Genomic DNA, 16,940 nt, shown 5'->3' on the forward strand with positions numbered 1-16,940 from the left:
CAAGGTTGCCCGCGCGCCGCCGGGGTGCTCCGTGCGATCCTGGGTGCCCGTCCCGAAGGAGGCTGCCGGTGACCGAGTCGAGGATCGCGGTGCCGGGCGGCACGGTATGGGCGAAGCGGGTGGGCCCGTCCAACGAGACAGCCTCCGGTCGACCGTTGCTCGTCGTGCACGGCGGCCCGGGGTTGCCGCACTACTACCTGAGTTCGTTGCAGCGGCTGGCCGACGACCGCGAGGTGGTCTTCTGGGATCAACTCGGTTGCGGCAACTCCGAGCGACCGTCGAACCCCGACCTGTGGACCATGCAGCGGTCCGTGGCCGAACTGGATGCGGTGGTAACGGCTCTCGGTCTCAACGACTTTCACATCTTCGGCAATTCCTGGGGCGCGATGCTGGCGCAGCAGTATCTGCTGGACATCGCCTGCAGCGCCGTCAGCTTCACCATCTCCAACAGCGCCGCCTCCATCCCTGCGTTCGCCGCCAACGTCGCACGGCTCAAGGGCGAGCTGGACCCTGCCACCCGGGACGCCATCGATCGTCACGAGGCGGCCGGTACCACCGATTCGGCCGAGTACCGGGCCGCCGTCACCACTTGGAACGAAACCTTCCTGTGCCGCCGCCTGCCGTGGCCGACAGATCTCTATCGGGCTTTCCAGAACATGGGCACCGAAATCTTCGAAACAATGTTCGGCCCCAGCGACTTTCATATCGTCGGGACCATCCGCGACTGGGACGTGCTCGATCGGCTCAGCGAGATCACAGTGCCGACACTGCTGCTGGCGGGCCGGTTCGACGAATGCTCGCCCGACCACATGCGCGAGATGCATGAGCGCATCCCCGGTTCGCGCTATGAGTTCTTCGAGAACAGCGCGCATCTGCCATTCATCGAAGAGCCGACTCGGTTCGATAGGGTGATGCGGGAGTTTCTCCGGCAGCACGACTGCTGACAAAAGCTCCCGGGTGTGCGTGAAGTGCCCAGGTGCGGGTATAGGCCACGCATGATTGGCTGCACGCCATGAAGTTGCGACGGAATCGAAACAAGGGGGGCGCGTCGATGAAGCGTGAGGTTGCGGCAAGTCTGCAGGTCGGTATTTCTGAACCCACCGCGCTGGAATTCCAGATCGCGGTCGCCCGGCTGCCGGGCCTGGACGTGAACGAGTCGCTGACCGCGACCCTGGACGGGAAACCCGTCTCGCTGCGTGAGATCAACGGCGAATACGGCACCCGCATCCACACCGCCGACCTCGGCGCCGGTGAGCTCAACGTCGAGTACCAGGCCACCGTCGTCGGACGTGCCGAGCCACTTCCGGTCAAGGAGATCGAAGTCTCGACCTACCTGCGGCCGAGCCGCTACGCCGAGGCGGACAAGTTCTTCGGATTCGCCGCCACCGAGTTCGGTCAGTACACGAACCAGTCCGTGACACTGCTGGAGAAGGTGTCGTCGTGGGTGGGGACGCGGCTGCAGTATGTTCCGGGCTCCAGCGATCCGATCGACGGAGCGACCGACACGCTGCTGGCCGGTGCCGGCGTGTGCCGCGACTACGCGCACCTGGTGATCGCGCTGCTGCGCGCTGTCAACGTGCCCGCCCGACTGGTCTCGGTGTACGCGCCCGGGTGTGACCCGATGGACTTCCACGCCGTGGCCGAAGCGCTGATCGACGGACAGTGGCGGGTAGTGGACGCGACGTGCCTGGCGCCGCGCCAGACCATGCTGCGCATCGCCACGGGCCGGGACGCGGCCGACACCGCCTTCCTGGACAACCATGGCGGCGGGATCGACCTGACCAACATGGTCGTCACCGCGATCAGCAGCGACGACCTGCCGCGCGACTCGGTCGAGGACCTGGTCTCGCTCGGCTAGTTCTTGCCCGCGTTCAGCTTGCTGACGATCGAGCGGAAGTCCTCGGTCACAAACGACTGGTGCTCGGCCGACAGCGCGTAGTCGATGCTGGCCAGCACCGCACGCTCCAGGTGGATGTTGAGCACCCGCTTGGTGCTTTCCACAGCCTGCTGCGGCAACTCGAGGATGCGTGTGGCGCACGCCACCGCTTCGGCCACCGGGTCCTCGACCACATGGTTGGCCAGGCCCAGCTCGACTGCCCTTTCGGCGCGAATCCTGGTGCCGGTCAAGGCATATTCCTTGGCCAACAGCAGACTGATGTGCAGCGGCCAGGTCAGCGGCCCACCGTCGGCGGCCACCAATCCCACCTGCACGTGCGGGTCGGCCAGGAACGCGTGCGGGGCGATGTAGACGATGTCGCTTAACGCGACCAGGCTGCACCCCAACCCGACGGCGGGTCCGTTGACCGCCGCGACCACCGGGATCCGGCACCGTGCCATACCCAGCACGATTTCGCGTCCGTCCCGAATTGTCTTGGCGCGCAGGTCGGCGTCCTCGGCCAGCTCCGCGAGGTAGGCGAAGTCGCCACCGGCCGAAAATGCTTTACCGGCGCCGGTGAGCACCGCCGCACGCGCCGTGGGGTCGTCGGTCAGTCGCTGCCACAACCGCGCCAGCCCGACGTGCAAATTGTCGTTGACCGCATTGAGGTCATCGGGACGGTTGAGCGTGATGATCCGCAGCGGACCGTCGGCGCGCACATCGATTTCGCTTGGCATGTCGTACATTTCAGACTCCCAGTCCCAGGATTCGCGAGGCGATGATGTTCTTCTGTATCTGCGAGGTGCCGCCCATCACGCTTTGCGCGCGGCTGTACAGGTAGGCACTGAGCAGGTCCGGATCGCGGGTGCCGCCGACGGCCAGCGCCGCATGTCCGACGGATTGTTCCACCCAGGTCATCAAGAGCTTATCCAGCGAGCCCTCAGGTCCGTGCGACACGCCGTCGAGTTGTTCGGACAGCCGCCGCCGCACGTGGTGGGTGAGCATCTGCGCCTGGACAGCTGCCCATGCCACGTCGTCGTCGACCTCACCGTCGCTGCGCGCCACCAGTTGCGCGACCAGTTTGTTGTACCGGGCCGCGTAACCCAGGGTGGACGGTTCGCGTTCGTGCCCGACGACGGTCATGGCCACTGCCCACCCATCGCCGGGGGCACCCACCATGCGGTCCGCCGGGACCCGGGCACCGTCGAAAGTCACCTGGCCGAATTCGTTGGTGACGCCGTTGATCATGCGCAGCGGACGTTGTTGTACACCAGGCTGTTTCATCGAAACGATGAAAGCCGACAGGCCGCGGTGCCGCTTGGCGGCGGGGTCGGTTCGCGCCAGCAGCAGACACCAGTCGGCGACGTCGGAGTAACTGGTCCAGATCTTGTGCCCGTTGATCACGTACTCGTGGCCTTCGCGGGTGGCGGTAGTGGTCAACGACGCCAGGTCCGAACCGGCACCCGGCTCGCTGAACCCCTGGCACCAGCGCTCGGTGCCGTTGATGATGCCGGGCACGAAGCGTTGCCGCAGTTCGTCGCTGCCGTGCCGGCCGATGCCGATGACCAGGTAGCCGACGCTGGGCCGTGGCGGAGCACCGGCGCGGGCCAGCTCCTCGTCGACGATGACGTCGTACACCGGCGGCAACTCCCGGCCGCCGTACTCGCGCGGCCACGACAGACCGAAGAAACCCTCTTCGTACAACGCGCGGTGCCAGTCGGCCTGCCGGGCCCAGTACTCGTCGCCCGACCCGCCGAACTCCTTGGCGTGCAACGAAAGCCAGGACCGCAGCCGGTTGCGGAAGTCGGCCTCCTGCGGCGAATCACGAAAGTCCACGACCGACCTCCTTCAGGGTGACCGGCCACAGCTCGGTCGACGTCAGCGCCCGGCGCAGGTACACGTGCACCAGGCATTCCCAGGTGTTGCCGATGCCACCGTGCACCTGTATCGCGGTCTCGCAGACGGTGCGGGCGGCCCGGGCGCAGTAGACCTTGGCCACCTGCGCGGCCCGGATCGCTTCGGCGGGGTCGAGTTCGTCGACCGCCCATGCCGCGTGGCGCAGCACGCTCACCGAACCTTCGATCAGCGCCAGACTTTCGGCCAGCAGGTGGGCGACGGCCTGATACGACCCGATCGGTTTGCCGTACTGCTCCCGCAGCTTGGCGTAGTCACAGGCGGTGGCGTGCGCGCCGCGGGCGGCTCCGACCAGGTCGGCGGCCGTGGCCACCAAGGCAAGTGCCCGCCATCGGCCGGCGGCCTCCGCGGACACCTCCCCCAGCGGCGTCGGGGATCCGGCAATCGACGCACACGTCCGGGTCAGATCGGCACCACCGTCGTCGCCGCCGAGATCGACGACCGAGACCGTGGTGCCGGAGAGCAGCAACGCCCGCTGATAGCCGCGCGCGTCGACGGCGCGATCGTCCACCGCGATGGTCACCGGTCCGACGTCGGCATCGAGGTGGCGGGCCAGGTCGCCGGCGAGCACCGGCCCCAGGAAGGGTGCGTCGACCAACCGGCGGCCGAATTCCTCTGCGACGATGGCTACTTCGACCCCAGAGGCCTCATCCGAGCGCAGCGATCGCCATCCGGTCAGGTCAATCTGCTTGTCCAGTCTGCCGATTCGGCTCTGGTCGGCCAGGTCCTGTACCGCCCCGGCGCCCAGGTCGTCGGCCATCTTGGCGGCGGCGTCACGTAGTTGCTGTTGTTCAGCTGTCAGACGTACATCCATAGCTCTCCTTGAGCACTCTGCGGAGCACCTTGCCCGAGGGCAGGCGGGGAATATCGGGCACGAACACCACCCGGCTCAATCGTTTGTAGGACGCCAGTTCCGCTTCGACGCGTTCAGCGAGTTCGGCTGCGAGCGCGGTGCTTTGGCCGGCCGCGTGGGTGGTCACGGCCGCCACCACAGCTTCGCCGTTGACACCGTCGGGCACACCGAACACCGCGCAGTCGTGGACGGCGGGATGACCGTGCAACACGGTCTCGATCTCGACCGGTGCGATCTGGAATCCGCGTACCTTGATCATCTCTTTGAGACGGTCGGTGATGCGCAGCCAGCCGCCATCGTCCAGCGCGCCGACGTCCCCGGTGCGATACCAACCGTCACTGAGCACTTCGGCGGTCGCCTCGGCCGGCAGGTAGCCCGCCATCATCGAATTCGACCGCGCCTGGATCTCGCCGACGTCACCCGGGCCGACGGGCTCGCCGGTGTCCGGGCAGACCACCCGCAGTTGCACGCCGGACACCGCCCGGCCGACCGAGTCCAGCCTCGATCCGACGACGGGGTTGCAGGCGATGACCGGGAGCTCGGTGGTGCCGTAGGCGGGGACCCAGCAGATGCCGGTGCGTCGGGTGACGGTTTCAGCGATGCTGGCCGTCACCGGTGTGGCACCCCACATGATGTAACGCAGTGACGACAGGTCGTAGGACTCGAGGCCGGGATGGGAGGCGATGGCCAATGCAACGGGGGCGACGGCCATTTCGACGGTGATGCGATCGGATTCGATGTGCCGCAGCATCCGGTCGATGTCGAATCGGCGGTGCAGCCGCAACCATGTCCCGGTGCGCAATGCGGTCAGGATGTTCAACAGGCCCAGAATGTGGGACGGTGGGGTGGCGACCTGGATCCGGTCGCGACCGGTCAGCTGCAGCGCTTCGCGCCAGTGCTGCACCGAGGCGTCCAGCGAAGCATGGGTGTGTCGCACCGCCTTCGGCAGTCCCGTGGTGCCGGAACTGAACACCAGGACCGCATCGCCGGGCGCCGACCCGGCATTCCCCGGTGCACCGGGACCGACCGGTTCGTCCAGGTGCAGCATCGGCATCAGACCGGCCAGCACCGGGTTGTCCCCGATCGCATGGGCCGGGTCGGTCAGCGCAAGGGCGTGCTCGACCTCGGCCCGCTTCCAGGCCGGGCTGAGTAGCACCGCCGTGGCCCCCAGCCGCCAGATCGCCTGCAGGGCGATGAAGAACTCGGGCCGGTTGGACGCCATCACCGCGACCCGCTGACCCGCGTGGACGTTCCGCTTCCGCAGCGTGGCAGCCAGTCCGTCGGTCAGCGCGTCGAGGTCAGACAGGCTGTATTGCCGGTCCTCGAACGCGAGCGCGGCCGGCTCGGTCACGTCTCGATCCTCCAACCGTCTGAGAAGACCCTATCGTCTAATGAGAATACTATTCTCTATAGTGAAGAATACAAAGTGCAGGGAGGTGCGCGTGACGGAGGCCGGCATGGTGACGATTCACCTCGACCGCAAGAAGGTGTCGGTGCCGTTGGTCCCCGGCGAGACGCTGCTGGAAAGCGCGCGACGAGCCGGGCTCGAACCGCCGTTCAACTGCGAGGCCGGCAACTGCGGGACGTGCATGGCGCACCTCACCGAAGGCACCGCGACGATGCGGATCAACGACGCCCTCGACGACGACGAGGTCGAGGACGGCTACATTCTGACCTGCCAGGCCGTGCCGGACGCGGCACCGATCACCGTGCACTACGAGTAGCCACCAGGGAGGCGGCACATGGCCAGAGGGATCATCTACGTCGAGACCTACCCCAGTGCGCCGGACCGCGAGCAGGAGTACAACACCTGGTACGACGAGGTGCACCTGGGCGAACTCGTGGCGCTCGACGGCATCATCTCGGCACGCCGGTTACGCCCGATCGACGGTGACGGGCCGTACGTCGCGCTGTACGAGATCGAGGGTGACGACCTGCCGGCCATATTGCAGGGCATGAGCACTGCCAAGCTGACCATGTCCAGTGCGCTGCAACTCGATCCGCCGCCGATACCGCGATTGCTCGAGGTGATCACCGACCACAACCCGTCGGACTAGCTGCCGCGCTCAGCTTCTACAGGAGTTGCTCAATCCGACGTTGATGAGGCGCGTAGATGAAGGGCCCCGACTTCTGCGCGGCGGCTGCGATCGCCTTGAAAATTAGCGATGAACCGGCTCGCCGCATCCTTTGCCGCAATCTTTGCATTCGCAATGCAGAACACGCGTGCAGACACCGCAACCACCGTATGCGGCATCCTCGGGCAAAACCCACTGACACCGACTGCACCGCGGCGGCGACCGAGCCGCCAACAGCGCCCTACATTCTGCCGCAGTCGTCCGGCAGCGCTATGACCCACGCAGCCGCGCCTACGCCGACCGTCGCACCACCGAGGGCCTATCCATGCCCGAAATTATCCGCTGCCAAAGCGCTACCTCGCCCGCGAAATCTTCCACACCCTGCGCGCCGTTTACGCCCAACTCAGCACTTGACATCTGTAGGAGCGTCCTTCGCGACCCTCCCGGGCGTCCTTCTCCAGCTCGGCCTCGGCCAGCAGCCGCTTGAGGCGGGCGTTCTGCTCGCGCATCTCTTGAGTTCCTTGCCGGCGTCGGTGTCCACCCCGCCGCCGTAGGCGCGACGCCAGTTGTACAGAGTGGCCGGCGAGACGCCGAGTTCGGTGGCGATCTCCTCGCCGGTCTTATCTTCTGCGGCAGGATCATCCGCACGGCGTAACTTGCGCACGATTTCATCGTCCCGCGGCCCGATATCAGGCCACAGGACACTAAAACCAGTTGGACAAATTCAGCGGGAACACGCCAGAACAACCGCAACGACTCTCGGCAGGGACCGTGGAAGCGGTGGTTGCGCGTCTTTGGCGGCGTCGTCAACGTTCCGCGCGTCACCTAGCGGCACCGTGAAACGGTGCCGGCGCGGCTTCGCCGAGCCCGGCCAGTTTCCGCCGATTGAGGTCAGTAGTTGTTCTGTTGTTGCCAGGAACTCATCGATACGGTGTGCCCGCACCCGCATGCAACGGTGGTTCGCATGAACTGTTTCTGCACTTGTGCATTTACGTCGTGGTAGCAGACAGGACAGTTGCCGCGAATAATTGAGGGGATTTGGGCGAGGTGAGCGGCCACTGCATCCGCCCGCTGGCCGAACACATTCAGTCCGCTAGCCCTCTCCCGCCGCGCGCGTTGCTCGGCCAAGTACTCTTTCCAACTCTGTCTGGCCACGTGAACCTCCGATTTCGAAACCGCCTTCTGACTGTTGAGACGCTACGCCTCAGAAATCACCTGTGGCACTGAACGTGGCGAGTCCTCGACAAACAACTCGCACTAAGCGGCGCCGGTCGGATTATTGGCCATTGATTACGAGTCGAGGTAGGCACCTGTCCCCCTTGTCACCCGCCGGAGCAGCTGCGGGCGCCCGAGCTGGGGCGGGCGCACCCCCACCATTACCGCAATCCGGGCCCAACGTGTTCAAAGTGTGGGTCTCTATGTCGACGTCAGGAACGAAGTGTCCGTCAGATGTCTTGTATAGGTCATCCCAGCCGCCGTTCGACATATCGAAGCTGAAATAACATGCCCGTGGTGTGAAGTTCAGTCCTGGCCGAAGTTCGGGTTCGGGCCGTTCATGCGCTGCGTGGTCTTCGCCTTCACCGTCGCCGTGGAGTTAACACTCGCGGGGGCCGCAACTCGAATGGTAAGCATGACGGTCATTGCCGCTACAGCCGCGATCCTTGAACTGTTGTAGTTCTGAAGCTTCTCAAACCTGACTTTTATCACTATCGCGGCGGTTACGACGATGTAGGCCTGTGACCTGTTGTTTTGGGTGGCGGGGAGTAGGAATTTGAGCACTAGTCGTGGGTCGTAAGCTGCCCGGGTGGCCCATGTCCGCACGGTGAAGACCGCCTCGGGGGTGACTGCGGTGCAGATCGTGTGGTCCAACCGGCGCGGTTCCCGCAACATCGAGCACCTCGGATCTGCCCATGACGAGGTCGGTGTCGCGGCGCTGAAGCCGCTGGAGCGTAGCGGATCGCCGGAGGCCAGGACCAGCTCGATCTGGGACTGGACTCCGGCGTGGACGCCGAGCCGTTGCCGATCACGTCCTCTCGGGCCCATCATCTGTGGTCGGCGCTGTCCGATGTCTATGACATGCTAGGTTTCGAGGAGGCCGCCGGCGGTGACGAGGTGTTCCGCCAGTTGGTGTTGGCCCGGATCATCGAGCCCACCAGCAAGGCTGACTCCCCGCGGGTGATCGAGGAAGCCGGCATCACCGCGGTGTCGTATCGACACTGAAACGCCGCCTGCCGGTATTCGCCAAACCCGGCTTCCGGCAAGCACTTTCAGTCGCCTGCGCCGCCCACGCGCAGCTCGGCCCGGCCAGCCTGGAGTTTTTCGATGTCAGCACTTTGTATTTCGAGACCGATGCCGGCGACGGGTTCCGCGAACCCGGGTTCTCCAAGGAACGCCGGCTGGAGCGCAAATCACTCTCGGGCTGCTCACCGACGCCTGTGGGCTGCCGCTGATGGTGGAGGCCTTCGAGGGCAACAAGGCCGAGACCGCGTCCATGCTGCCGGTCATCACCGCGTTCAAGAAGGCCCATCAGCTCGCCGATGTCACCGTGGTCGCCGACGCCGGATGATCTCGGAGGGCAACCAGACCGCGCCGGCCGCCGCCGGGCTGACCTATGTGCTCGGCGCGCGAATGCCGCATCTGCCGTCGGTGGTCACCGAATGGCAGCACACACACCCCGGCCAGGAGACGCCCGATCAGCTGGTGCTGACCCAGCGGTGGTTCGCCGGTTCTTGTTGGATAGGTGGCGAGGGCGCCGTTGATGTCGCCGCACATCGATTGGACTATCCCAAGGAGGCTTGCGAACGGCGCTCAGGCGATATTCCGTGACCAGCGCGACGCGCGGTTACGGTCGAGAACTGTTCAGCTTCGGCGGCGGCCGGTAGTCCGGTTCGTAACCGGACACCCGAATCGGACTGCCCACCAAGCGCGAATCTCCAGCCTGGACAACAACTTCCGGTGTCGCTTCCAGCGCTTCGGGCAGCGTCCGCACCGCCGCGGCCGGCACCCCGAGGGGACGCAGCCGCTGCTCCCAGCTGACGGCAGTGTCGGTCGCCAGCATCGCCGTCACGACCGCCAGCACCTCGTCGCGCCGGGATACCCGCTCGGCCATCGTCTCGAAGCCGCCGATACCTGCCTCGGAGGCAAAGGATTTCCAGAAACCGTCGTGGGTGATGAACAGTGCCAGGAACCCATCGGAAGTCGGGAAGAGCTGTGCGGGAACATAATACGAGTGCGCACCGTAGGGCCGGCGCTGGGGAACGACACCGTCATTGAGGTAGGCGGCAGCGTGATAGTTCAGCTGCGAGAACATCACATCGCGCAACGACACGTCCACCTGACCACCGCTGCCCGAGATGATCTTGGCCAATAGTCCGAGCGCAGCGGTCATGCCGGTGGAATTGTCCGCCGAAGAATATCCCGGCAGGGTCGGTGGGCCTTGCGGATCGCCGGTCAGCGCGGCGATACCGACTCCGGCCTGCACCACGTAGTCGAAGGCCGGGTCGTCTCCGCCGTCGAGTCCGAATCCGGTGATGGCCACGCAGACGATCTTTTCGTTGTGCTGCCGTAGCGTCTCGTAGGTCAATCCCAGCCGCCGGATCGCCGACGGCTTCAGATTCACCAGCAGCGCGTGGGCGTCGGCAACCAGTTCGCCTAAGCGTTGTTGTCCGCCTTGCGAATTGAGGTCCAGACAAATGCTGGACTTGTTGCGGTTGAGGCTGGCGAAATAGCTGTCGGAGACCCCACGGGAAATCTCCCCGCCGCGCGGCTCGATCTTGGTGACGTCGGCGCCCAGGTCGGCCAGCAACATGGTGGCGTACGGTCCGGCCAACATGGTGCCGACCTCGAGTATCCGAATGCCGGCCAGCGGACCGGCACTGCTCACCGCAACTCCCGGGCGAGTTCGGCGATCATCTCCCGCGTGCGTCGCTTGGAAGCAATGAGTTCCTCGCGGGTGTCACCGATCGGCAGCAGCCGCACCGACAGATCCGTCACCCCGGCGTCGGCGAATCCCCGCATCCGGGAGAGAATTTGCTCGGGGTCGCCGGCCGCGCACAGGTCACCGACGTCGCGGGCATCACCGCGTTCGAGTAGCCGCTGATAGTTGGGCGAGACTTCAGCTTCCCCCAGGATGCGGTTGGCCCGTTCCCGGGCCGTGTCGACTTCGGATGCCGCACAAAGACATACCGGGATACCCGCGATGATCCGCGGCGCAGGGCGGCCGGCATCCACGGCGGCCTTGGTGATCTTCGGTGCGATGTGGTCACCGATCGCACGCTCGTCGGCCATCCACAACACGGTGCCGTCGGCATGCTCACCGGCCAGTTGCAGCATCACCGGACCCAGTGCGGCGACCAGCACCGGCATCGGGGTATCGGCTCCGATCGCCAGCGGGTTGTGCACTGTGAACGAATCGTTCTGTACGTCAACCGGTCCCGGTCCGGCGACGGCGGCGTTGAGTACCTCGAGATAGTCGCGGGTGTAGGCGGCCGGCTTCTCGTAGGGCAGCCCGAGCATGTCCCGGATGATCCAGTGGTGCGACGGTCCGACACCCAGCGCCAGCCTCCCCCCGGCCACCGCGTGTATCGAGAGTGCCTGACGGGCAAGAGCAATGGGATGTTGAGCTTGCAGCGGCACCACCGCCGTCCCCAGCTCGATGCGTGAGCTGTGGGCGGCCATCAGCGACACCATGGTCAAGCAGTCGAAGTCGTCGGGAACCTGCGGCATCCAGGCCGTGTCCAGACCCGCCGATTCGGCCCATTCGATGTCGGCGACCAGCTTGGTCACCTTGCGGGACATGTCGCCACGCTCGGCGCCGATCATCACTCCGACACGCACGGTTCCTCCTGTGCTGTCTGGGCAGCCGGTTCGGGTGTTCCGGTCAGCGTGCGAATCTCGCGCACCAACGCGTCCAGCGGTGTGCCGGTCGGAAACACCGCTGCGGCACCGGCTTCCAGCAACTTGGGCACGTCGGCGTTCGGGATGGTTCCACCGACCACGACCGCGATGTCAGCCGCATCGGCGGCGCGCAGCGCTGCGATCGTTCGGGCGGTCAGCGTCAGGTGGGCTCCGGACAGGATGCTCAAGCCGACGACGGCGACGTCTTCCTGAACCGCGATCGACGCGATGTCCTCGATGCGCTGCCGGATACCGGTGTAGATGACCTCGAAGCCGGCGTCGCGCAGGGTACGGGCGACGATCTTGGCGCCACGATCGTGTCCGTCCAGACCGGGTTTGGCGACCAGTATGCGGGCGGCCATCTAGAACACCACCGGCTGCTGGAATTCGCCCCAGACCGCCTTGAGCGTGGCGACCATCTCACCGACCGTGCAGTAGGCGTTGGCGCAGTCGATCAGCCGGTGCATCAGGTTGTCGTCTCCTTCGGCGCCGCGGGCCAGCGCAGCCAGGGTGGATTCCACTGCGCCGCTGTCTCTTTCGGCTTTCACCTGGGCCAGCCGCTTGAGCTGCAGGTCGCGGCCCTCGGCGTCGAGTTCGTAGGTGTCGATATCGGGTTCGGGTTCCTCGGAGACGAATCGGTTGACCCCCACCACCGGTTTGGCGCCACTCTCGATGTCCTGATGTATCCGGTAAGCCTCGTCGGCGATCAGCCCCTGCAGGTAGCCGTCCTCGATCGCGCTGACCATGCCGCCGTGCTGTTCGAGGTCGGCCATGATTTCGATGATGCGGGTCTCGGTGGCGTCGGTGAGTGCTTCGACGAAGTAGGAGCCACCCAGTGGGTCGGCGACCTGCGCGACGCCGGTCTCGTAGGCGAGGATCTGCTGGGTGCGCAGGGCCAGCGTGGTGGAGTCCTCGGAGGGCAGCGCGAAGGGTTCGTCCCAGGCCGCGGTGAACATGGACTGGACACCGCCCAGGACCGCCGCCATCGCCTCGTAGGCCACCCGCACCACGTTGTTCTGGGCTTGCGGACCGTACAACGACGCACCGCCGCAGACACAGCCGAACCGGAACATCGACGCCTTGTCCTTTGTCGACCCGTACCGCTCCCGCACGATCGTGGCCCAACGTCGGCGTCCCGCACGGTATTTCGCGACCTCTTCGAAGAAGTCGCCGTGGGTGTAGAAGAAGAACGAGATCTGCGGCGCGAATTCGTCGATACTCATCCGGCCGCGCTCCACCACGGTGTCGCAGTAGGTGACCCCGTCGGCAAGGGTGAAGGCCATCTCCTGTACCGCGGTGGCGCCGGCGTCACGGAAGTGGGCGCCGGCCACTGAGATCGCGTTGAAACGCGGGACTTCGGCCGCGCAGAACTCGATGGTGTCGGCGATCAGCCGCAGCGACGGCTCCGGCGGCCAGATCCAAGTTCCCCGCGAGGCGTATTCCTTGAGGATGTCGTTCTGGATGGTGCCGGTGAGCTTGGCGCGCGGTATGCCTTTCTTCTCCGCGGCCGCAACGTAGAAGGCCAGCAGAATCGCCGCCGTGCCGTTGATCGTCATGCTGGTGCTCAGCTTGTCCAGCGGGATCCCGTCGAACAGGATCTCGAAGTCGGCGAGGGTGTCGACCGCGACCCCGACCCGGCCCACTTCCTCACCGAAATCAGGATCGTCGGAGTCATAGCCACACTGAGTCGGCAGGTCGAGCGCGACCGAGAGACCGGTACCGCCCTGGTCCAGCAGGTAGCGGTAGCGACGATTGGATTCCTCAGCGGTGCCGAAACCGGAGTACTGCCGGAAAGTCCACAGTTTGCCGCGGTATCCGGACGCGAAGTTACCCCGGGTGAACGGGAACTCACCCGGAGGCGGGGGCTCGGTGCCGCGGTCCTGCGGGCCATACACCGGGGCCAGCGGTATGCCTGATGGGGTGTGGGCTGCGTTATCCATCGGTGAATAACGTACTTGCAAAAAAAGAGAATGCCAATACCATAGTGTTGACCTGCTGAAACGGTGCCGCGCCAGCAGCGTCTGGGGCCACACGGCCCCGGCTATTCGGGCCCAGCAGGGTGGTCGGCTCGGAGTTGTCCGCTCGCCGCACCGAGCCAGCGATTCCGCGGCTGCGGATGTGTGAACATCAGCACATCGCGGCGGGGCCGAAGTCCGGTCCCGGCGGCGCCTGTCATCGCCGATCAAGTGCGGAAATGCGCTTCGAGCGCAGCTATGGCGCGCCCCGGCCGCGGGCCGCTGCCGGCAGCGCCAATTCAACCTGTGTTTTACGCTCAGCACATCGCCCCGGAAATCACGGGCGCGGAACAAACTGCTCCCGACGCGAGTTCGTATCGGCGGAGCCCCCAAATCAACGGAAAAGAGCTGACTTTGCGCCGCACCGGAAACCCTTCCCTTCGGCGGATGGCACCCAGGCTGGCCGTGATCGTCGGCGCCGTAGCCGCACTCATGTCGCCGCTCGGCGAGCCGGCCCGCGCCGGCGCTGATCCGGGATGTCCCGATGTCAGTGTGGTGTTCGCGCGCGGGACCTTCGAGGCTCCCGGCGTCGGCGCTACTGGACAGGCGTTCGTCGATGCCCTCAACGCTCGGCTGGTGGGCAAGAACGTCGCCGTCGACCCGGTCAACTATCCCGCGTCGCTGGACTTCGCCAGGGCGGTCGACGGTGTTGCCGACGCGAGCAGCAAGGTCGAGACCACGGCCGCGAATTGCCCGAACACCAAGATCGTGCTCGGCGGTTACTCCCAGGGTGCGGCCGTCGCCGCATACACCACGGCCGACTCCGTCCCGGACGGCGTGGCGCTGCCCGACGGGACCGGGCCGATGCCGCCCGCCGTCGCGTCCAAGGTCGCCGCGGTCGTACTGTTCGCGGCCCCGTCGGACGGATTCTTGAGCATTGTGGACCGCAGCGCTCCGCCGATCGCGATCGGTCCGCTGTACACGGCCAAAACGCTGCAACTGTGCGCGGACGGCGATCCGGTGTGCTTCCCCGGCGGCCGGGACCGCGCCGCGCACAGCACCTATCGGGACAACGGCATGGCCAACCAAGCCGCCGATTTCACCCGCAACGCGATCCTGTCTCGCTGAGCAGTCCGCGCACCATCATGCGCGGCACAGTATTTCCCCGTTGGGGATGGCGAACCAGCCATCCGGGTGCGCGGCCCACGCCCGCCAGGTCGCCGATATCTCGTCGAGCTCGGCGCTGACGGCCAGGCCTGACTCGACCAGCTGCCGGGCGAGATCCGAGTGCAGAATCCGATCGGCCCACATGCCACCCCACCAGCGCCGAGCTTCGTCGGTTGCGTAGCACCACAGGCTGCCGGTCGGCGTGATGTCGTCAAAGCCGGCTTGGCGAGCCCAGGACAGCAGGTGGCGGCCCGCATCCGGTTCGCCGCCATTGGCGCGGGCGGCGCGTGTGTACAGGTCCAGCCAGCGGTCCAGCGGCGCCAGACGCGGGTACCAGATGAACCCGGCGTAGTCGGCGTCCCGAGCGGCGACGATCCCACCCGGTGCGCACACCCGCTTCATCTCGCGCAGCGCCTGCACCGGGTCCGCGACGTGCTGCAGCACCTGGTGGGCATGCACGACGTCGAACGCGTCGTCGGGCAGGTCGAGCGCATGCGCGTCGGAGGTGGTGAACGACACGTTGCACAGGCCGCGCGACTGGACCTCGGTGCGCGCCAGGCCCAGCGCCTGTTCGGTCTGCTCGACGGCGGTCACTGCGCCGGGCGCGACCCGCAGCGCGAGGTCTGCGGTGATAGTGCCTGGGCCACAGCCGATATCGAGAAGCGACAGGCCCGGCCGCAAGTGCGGCAGCAGGTAGCCGGCGGAGTCCGCCGCGGTACGTCGCCGGTGTCCGCGTAGCACCGACTCGTGGTGTCCGTGGGTGTAGATCGCCTGGGGTTCCTCGTTCATGAAGTGGTCCGTTCAGTCGACCGGGGCATCGAGAATCGGCCGCTGCACCCCGGCCCCGGGGCCGTCGAAGTGCCACCATTCACCGGAATACACCTGCAGCCCACCGTACTTCATCGCATCCCGCAGCCGGGACCGGTTCACCTGCGCGGTGGGACTGACATCTTTGGTCGCGAAAGCCGTTGCCCGCGCGGTGAAGTCGTCGAAATCGGTGCCCATGTCAGCCACGCAGAACTGCGCCGCCCGCCGTACTGTCGGACACGGTTGCTGGGTGGTGGTGAAGGTGACGTCCACCGACCGTCCGGCCTCATGGCTGGTGGCGTACGGGCCGGGACGGGCCACCCACGCCGGGTTGGGCACCGCTTGATACAACCTGGCCTGAACCTCGTGCGGCCGGTAGCAATCCCAGAAGACCAGCAGTTGCCCGGCTGGGCGCAGCGAATTGGCGGCCGCTTCGAGCCCGGGCGCCATGGTGTGGTGCACCAGGCAACGGGCGCCCGGGGGGTACAGCTGCGTGTGGGTGAAGTTGTCGGTGGTGGCGTATCGCAGATCGATCACTGCGTCGCCCACGATGCTGCGCACGTCGACGAGTCCGGCCGCGGCCGCCTCGGGACTCACCGGAGGCACGCCAGGGCTGAGCGGAATCGTGGTGCCCACCGGTCGCACCGAGGCGCCGTACGATGGCGCACCGCACCCGGCCACCAGGCACACGATGGCCACGATCAGCTGGAACTGCACTGTTCGACGCATTGCTTCATTGTCGCGGGTCGCGACCCCGGAAACGGGGAGCCGGCGCGCGGGTCTCAACCGATGCGATCGGTCGCCGTTTGCAGGATGACCTGTGCGATCTGGGCGGCGGGTTCCAGCCCCACCACACCGACCGACATCAGCACCGAGGACTTCTCCCGGTAGAGGTGGCTCCACGCGTTGGCGCTGATCCGCACCGTCGCGCCGTCGGGCCGGTCGAGGGTGAATTGGTAGCGGGGGTCGTGCAAGTCGGCGCAGGCCTGCAACGACGTCTCCAGCTGGTGCAGGACACCGCGCGCCATGCTGGAGTCGGGATACACCGCTACGGCCTGGCTGACCGTTTGGATCAATGCGGGCGGGCCTGGTTTGAGGTCATCGGTGATGCCGTGGTAGCCCGCGCTGCGGAACTCCGACCAGCCGGAACCGAAGGTGACGTCGCTGATGCCCGCGGCTCGGCACGGCGCCGGCGCGTTGAGGTCGCTCGGTGGTGGCTGATGCAGGTCGGCGTGCGCATGCGCGGTGAGTTCCTCGTAGTTGGCGATGCGACGAACTTCTTCGATGCCGACGATCAGCGAATCGGCGCGCGAGCCCGGCTTGGTGGTGGGTTTGGCCGACGTGCTGTGCGACGAACACGCCGTCAGCGCGACCATCACGCAGGTGACGATCAGATG

Annotated in this window: 17 protein-coding genes and 2 pseudogenes; 6 read left to right on the top strand and 13 right to left on the bottom strand. The window is 66.2% G+C overall.

The window, feature by feature from the left end; genetic code table 11:
• Positions 1-68 precede the first annotated feature (68 nt).
• Both AC5Y3Z_RS13895 and AC5Y3Z_RS13900 read left to right on the top strand, forming a co-directional pair.
• Positions 69-944, top strand: coding sequence for a proline iminopeptidase-family hydrolase (locus AC5Y3Z_RS13895; RefSeq protein WP_463828499.1), 876 nt, complete (start codon positions 69-71; stop codon positions 942-944).
• 107 nt (positions 945-1,051) lie between these two features.
• Entirely contained in the window at positions 1,052-1,858 is an 807-nt protein-coding gene (locus AC5Y3Z_RS13900) for a transglutaminase-like domain-containing protein (RefSeq protein WP_463828498.1), read from the top strand.
• Here the strand turns inward: AC5Y3Z_RS13900 and AC5Y3Z_RS13905 are convergent.
• The 4 genes from AC5Y3Z_RS13905 to AC5Y3Z_RS13920 are packed head-to-tail and all read right to left on the bottom strand — an operon-like array spanning position 1,855 to position 5,994.
• On the bottom strand, positions 1,855-2,622 hold the full coding sequence (locus tag AC5Y3Z_RS13905; protein ID WP_463828497.1) for an enoyl-CoA hydratase/isomerase family protein: 768 nt from the start codon (positions 2,620-2,622) through the stop codon (positions 1,855-1,857). The two genes, AC5Y3Z_RS13900 and AC5Y3Z_RS13905, sit on opposite strands and share 4 nt — an antisense overlap.
• A gap of 1 nt (position 2,623) precedes the next feature.
• Complete coding sequence (locus tag AC5Y3Z_RS13910; RefSeq protein ID WP_463828496.1) at positions 2,624-3,712, bottom strand: acyl-CoA dehydrogenase family protein; 1,089 nt, start codon at positions 3,710-3,712, stop codon at positions 2,624-2,626.
• Positions 3,699-4,604 (bottom strand): acyl-CoA dehydrogenase family protein, encoded by a 906-nt coding sequence (locus AC5Y3Z_RS13915; RefSeq protein WP_463828495.1) that lies wholly within the window; start codon positions 4,602-4,604, stop codon positions 3,699-3,701. Before AC5Y3Z_RS13915 ends, AC5Y3Z_RS13910 begins: the two co-directional genes overlap by 14 nt.
• Positions 4,582-5,994, bottom strand: coding sequence for a class I adenylate-forming enzyme family protein (locus AC5Y3Z_RS13920; protein ID WP_463828494.1), 1,413 nt, complete (start codon positions 5,992-5,994; stop codon positions 4,582-4,584). Before AC5Y3Z_RS13920 ends, AC5Y3Z_RS13915 begins: the two co-directional genes overlap by 23 nt.
• 40 nt (positions 5,995-6,034) lie before the next feature.
• On the opposite strand from AC5Y3Z_RS13920, the gene AC5Y3Z_RS13925 reads away from it, so the two are divergent.
• Together AC5Y3Z_RS13925 and AC5Y3Z_RS13930 are read left to right on the top strand one after the other, a co-directional pair.
• On the top strand, positions 6,035-6,367 hold the full coding sequence (locus AC5Y3Z_RS13925; protein WP_499926435.1) for a 2Fe-2S iron-sulfur cluster-binding protein: 333 nt from the start codon (positions 6,035-6,037) through the stop codon (positions 6,365-6,367).
• Between the two features lie 18 nt (positions 6,368-6,385).
• Positions 6,386-6,700: a hypothetical protein gene (locus tag AC5Y3Z_RS13930; RefSeq protein WP_463828493.1), complete on the top strand. Its 315-nt coding sequence runs from the start codon at positions 6,386-6,388 to the stop codon at positions 6,698-6,700.
• Between the two features lie 565 nt (positions 6,701-7,265).
• On the opposite strand, the pseudogene AC5Y3Z_RS13935 reads toward AC5Y3Z_RS13930, so the two are convergent.
• Positions 7,266-7,382: pseudogene (locus tag AC5Y3Z_RS13935) on the bottom strand (helix-turn-helix domain-containing protein); the annotation flags it as partial.
• A gap of 857 nt (positions 7,383-8,239) precedes the next feature.
• Positions 8,240-8,608, bottom strand: coding sequence for a hypothetical protein (locus tag AC5Y3Z_RS13940; RefSeq protein WP_463828514.1), 369 nt, complete (start codon positions 8,606-8,608; stop codon positions 8,240-8,242).
• Here AC5Y3Z_RS13940 and AC5Y3Z_RS13945 point away from each other — a divergent pair.
• A pseudogene (locus AC5Y3Z_RS13945) lies at positions 8,523-9,448 on the top strand (IS1634 family transposase); the annotation flags it as partial. The gene AC5Y3Z_RS13940 and the pseudogene AC5Y3Z_RS13945 sit on opposite strands and share 86 nt — an antisense overlap.
• 112 nt (positions 9,449-9,560) lie before the next feature.
• On the opposite strand, the gene AC5Y3Z_RS13950 reads toward AC5Y3Z_RS13945, so the two are convergent.
• The 4 genes from AC5Y3Z_RS13950 to AC5Y3Z_RS13965 are packed head-to-tail and all read right to left on the bottom strand — an operon-like array spanning position 9,561 to position 13,554.
• Entirely contained in the window at positions 9,561-10,601 is a 1,041-nt protein-coding gene (locus tag AC5Y3Z_RS13950) for a CaiB/BaiF CoA transferase family protein (protein ID WP_463828492.1), read from the bottom strand.
• Positions 10,598-11,554: an LLM class F420-dependent oxidoreductase gene (locus AC5Y3Z_RS13955; protein ID WP_463828491.1), complete on the bottom strand. Its 957-nt coding sequence runs from the start codon at positions 11,552-11,554 to the stop codon at positions 10,598-10,600. Before AC5Y3Z_RS13955 ends, AC5Y3Z_RS13950 begins: the two co-directional genes overlap by 4 nt.
• Positions 11,539-11,976, bottom strand: coding sequence for a cobalamin-dependent protein (locus AC5Y3Z_RS13960; RefSeq protein WP_463828490.1), 438 nt, complete (start codon positions 11,974-11,976; stop codon positions 11,539-11,541). The genes AC5Y3Z_RS13955 and AC5Y3Z_RS13960 overlap by 16 nt, the downstream gene beginning before the upstream one ends.
• Complete coding sequence (locus tag AC5Y3Z_RS13965) at positions 11,977-13,554, bottom strand: methylmalonyl-CoA mutase family protein (protein ID WP_463828489.1); 1,578 nt, start codon at positions 13,552-13,554, stop codon at positions 11,977-11,979.
• Between the two features lie 462 nt (positions 13,555-14,016).
• Between AC5Y3Z_RS13965 and AC5Y3Z_RS13970 the strand changes: the two genes are divergently transcribed.
• Entirely contained in the window at positions 14,017-14,697 is a 681-nt protein-coding gene (locus AC5Y3Z_RS13970; RefSeq protein WP_463828488.1) for a cutinase family protein, read from the top strand.
• A 15-nt stretch (positions 14,698-14,712) separates the two neighbouring features.
• Here AC5Y3Z_RS13970 and AC5Y3Z_RS13975 read toward each other — a convergent pair whose 3' ends face one another.
• From AC5Y3Z_RS13975 to AC5Y3Z_RS13985, 3 genes are read right to left on the bottom strand one after another with little or no spacing between them, the layout of a single operon-like run.
• A complete protein-coding gene (locus tag AC5Y3Z_RS13975; RefSeq protein WP_463828487.1) occupies positions 14,713-15,525 on the bottom strand; it encodes a class I SAM-dependent methyltransferase in 813 nt (270 codons plus the stop codon).
• Positions 15,526-15,537: 12 nt separating this feature from the next.
• Positions 15,538-16,272, bottom strand: a complete 735-nt coding sequence (locus AC5Y3Z_RS13980; protein WP_463828486.1) for a M15 family metallopeptidase — start codon at positions 16,270-16,272, stop codon at positions 15,538-15,540.
• 53 nt (positions 16,273-16,325) lie between these two features.
• Positions 16,326-16,919, bottom strand: a complete 594-nt coding sequence (locus tag AC5Y3Z_RS13985) for a sensor domain-containing protein (RefSeq protein ID WP_463828511.1) — start codon at positions 16,917-16,919, stop codon at positions 16,326-16,328.
• Positions 16,920-16,940 lie beyond the last annotated feature (21 nt).

The sequence above is a fragment of the Mycobacterium sp. NGS61 genome, assembly GCF_059812325.1.

Bases quoted from the DNA above. Each gene is read 5' to 3' on its own strand.
- AC5Y3Z_RS13900 (WP_463828498.1), top strand. From the start codon at position 1,052: ATGAAGCGTGAGGTTGCGGCAAGTCTGCAGGTCGGTATTTCTGAACCC.
- AC5Y3Z_RS13905 (WP_463828497.1), bottom strand. From the start codon at position 2,622: ATGTACGACATGCCAAGCGAAATCGATGTGCGCGCCGACGGTCCGCTG.
- AC5Y3Z_RS13915 (WP_463828495.1), bottom strand. From the start codon at position 4,604: ATGGATGTACGTCTGACAGCTGAACAACAGCAACTACGTGACGCCGCC.
- AC5Y3Z_RS13925 (WP_499926435.1), top strand. From the start codon at position 6,035: ATGAGAATACTATTCTCTATAGTGAAGAATACAAAGTGCAGGGAGGTG.
- AC5Y3Z_RS13930 (WP_463828493.1), top strand. From the start codon at position 6,386: ATGGCCAGAGGGATCATCTACGTCGAGACCTACCCCAGTGCGCCGGAC.
- AC5Y3Z_RS13940 (WP_463828514.1), bottom strand. From the start codon at position 8,608: ATGTTGCGGGAACCGCGCCGGTTGGACCACACGATCTGCACCGCAGTC.
- AC5Y3Z_RS13960 (WP_463828490.1), bottom strand. From the start codon at position 11,976: ATGGCCGCCCGCATACTGGTCGCCAAACCCGGTCTGGACGGACACGAT.
- AC5Y3Z_RS13965 (WP_463828489.1), bottom strand. From the start codon at position 13,554: ATGGATAACGCAGCCCACACCCCATCAGGCATACCGCTGGCCCCGGTG.
- AC5Y3Z_RS13970 (WP_463828488.1), top strand. From the start codon at position 14,017: ATGGCACCCAGGCTGGCCGTGATCGTCGGCGCCGTAGCCGCACTCATG.
- AC5Y3Z_RS13975 (WP_463828487.1), bottom strand. From the start codon at position 15,525: ATGAACGAGGAACCCCAGGCGATCTACACCCACGGACACCACGAGTCG.
- AC5Y3Z_RS13980 (WP_463828486.1), bottom strand. From the start codon at position 16,272: ATGCGTCGAACAGTGCAGTTCCAGCTGATCGTGGCCATCGTGTGCCTG.
- AC5Y3Z_RS13985 (WP_463828511.1), bottom strand. From the start codon at position 16,919: ATGGTCGCGCTGACGGCGTGTTCGTCGCACAGCACGTCGGCCAAACCC.